The organism is Spirosoma koreense (assembly GCF_054777875.1).
The window spans coordinates 1-997 of the sequence record NZ_BAAHAC010000020.1 but is presented as its reverse complement, the minus strand read 5'-3'; the positions used below and the strand labels follow the sequence as shown (position 1 = coordinate 997).

The following is a 997-nucleotide window of genomic DNA, read 5'->3' as shown; positions in this document are numbered from 1 at the left end:
GCCAGCTCGGTGCGGCTGTCGGCCAGCCCCGCCAACCGACAGATCACCCTGAGCTGGCAGGCCAACACCCCCTGGTCCAACGACAACCAGACCCACGACATCTACCGATCCCGTTCCGGACCCAACGGCCCCTTCAACAAGATCCGTGAAGTGGCCGTCAACGCCCCTACCTACACCTTCACCGATGATGGCTCCGACACCTTCACCGCCGATGGCAACACCAGCCGGCCCCTGTCGGCCGACTCCGCCTACTGCTACCGGGTGATGACCCGGGGCCGCTACACCGACACCCAGCTGGCCCGACTGGGCATCCTGTTCAACTACAGCCAGGTCCTCTGCGCCAGCCCCGCCGACACCACTCGCCCCTGCCCCCCCACCCTGCGCCTGGACAGCCTCAACTGCGCCAGCCTCAGCCCCGAGAGCTTCTGTGACCTCACCAGCTTCACCAACAAGCTGGCCTGGCAGGCCGGCTCAGGCCCCACTTGTGATGCCAACATCGCAGCCTACAAGATCTACTACGGCCGCTACCGCCAGGACAGCCTGCGGGGGCTCACTCAGGTGAGTGTGCCCATCACCAGCTTCGAGCACAGCTCGCTGAGCACCGTCTCGGGCTGTTACTACGTGACGGCCATCAGCCAGCGGGGGCTGGAGAGCCGCCCCTCCAACACGGTCTGCAATGAGGCCTGTCCCAGTCTGGTGCTGCCCAACGTGTTCACCCCCAACGGGGATGGCAAGAACGATGTGTTTGAGCCGATGAAGTGTCCCCGGTTTGTGGAACGGATCGTGTTCAGTGTCTACAACCGGTGGGGGGCCAAGGTCTACGAGACGACGGGTCCGGCTCTGCGCTGGGATGGTCGCAACCAGCAGGGGGTTGACTTGCCCAGCGGGCTGTACTACTACCAGGCCAGTGTGAGCTACTCGCTGCTGGATCGGGGAGCGCCCCCTCAGTTGTTGAAGGGCTGGGTGCAGATCCTGCGAGAAAACGTTTCCGTTAGAT

Annotated in this window: 1 protein-coding gene; it reads left to right on the top strand. The window is 64.2% G+C overall.

Annotated features, from left to right (window positions below; translation table 11 throughout):
• Positions 1-997: gliding motility-associated C-terminal domain-containing protein (locus ACYVC2_RS13605; protein WP_461102981.1), on the top strand; the 997-nt coding region annotated here is incomplete at both ends.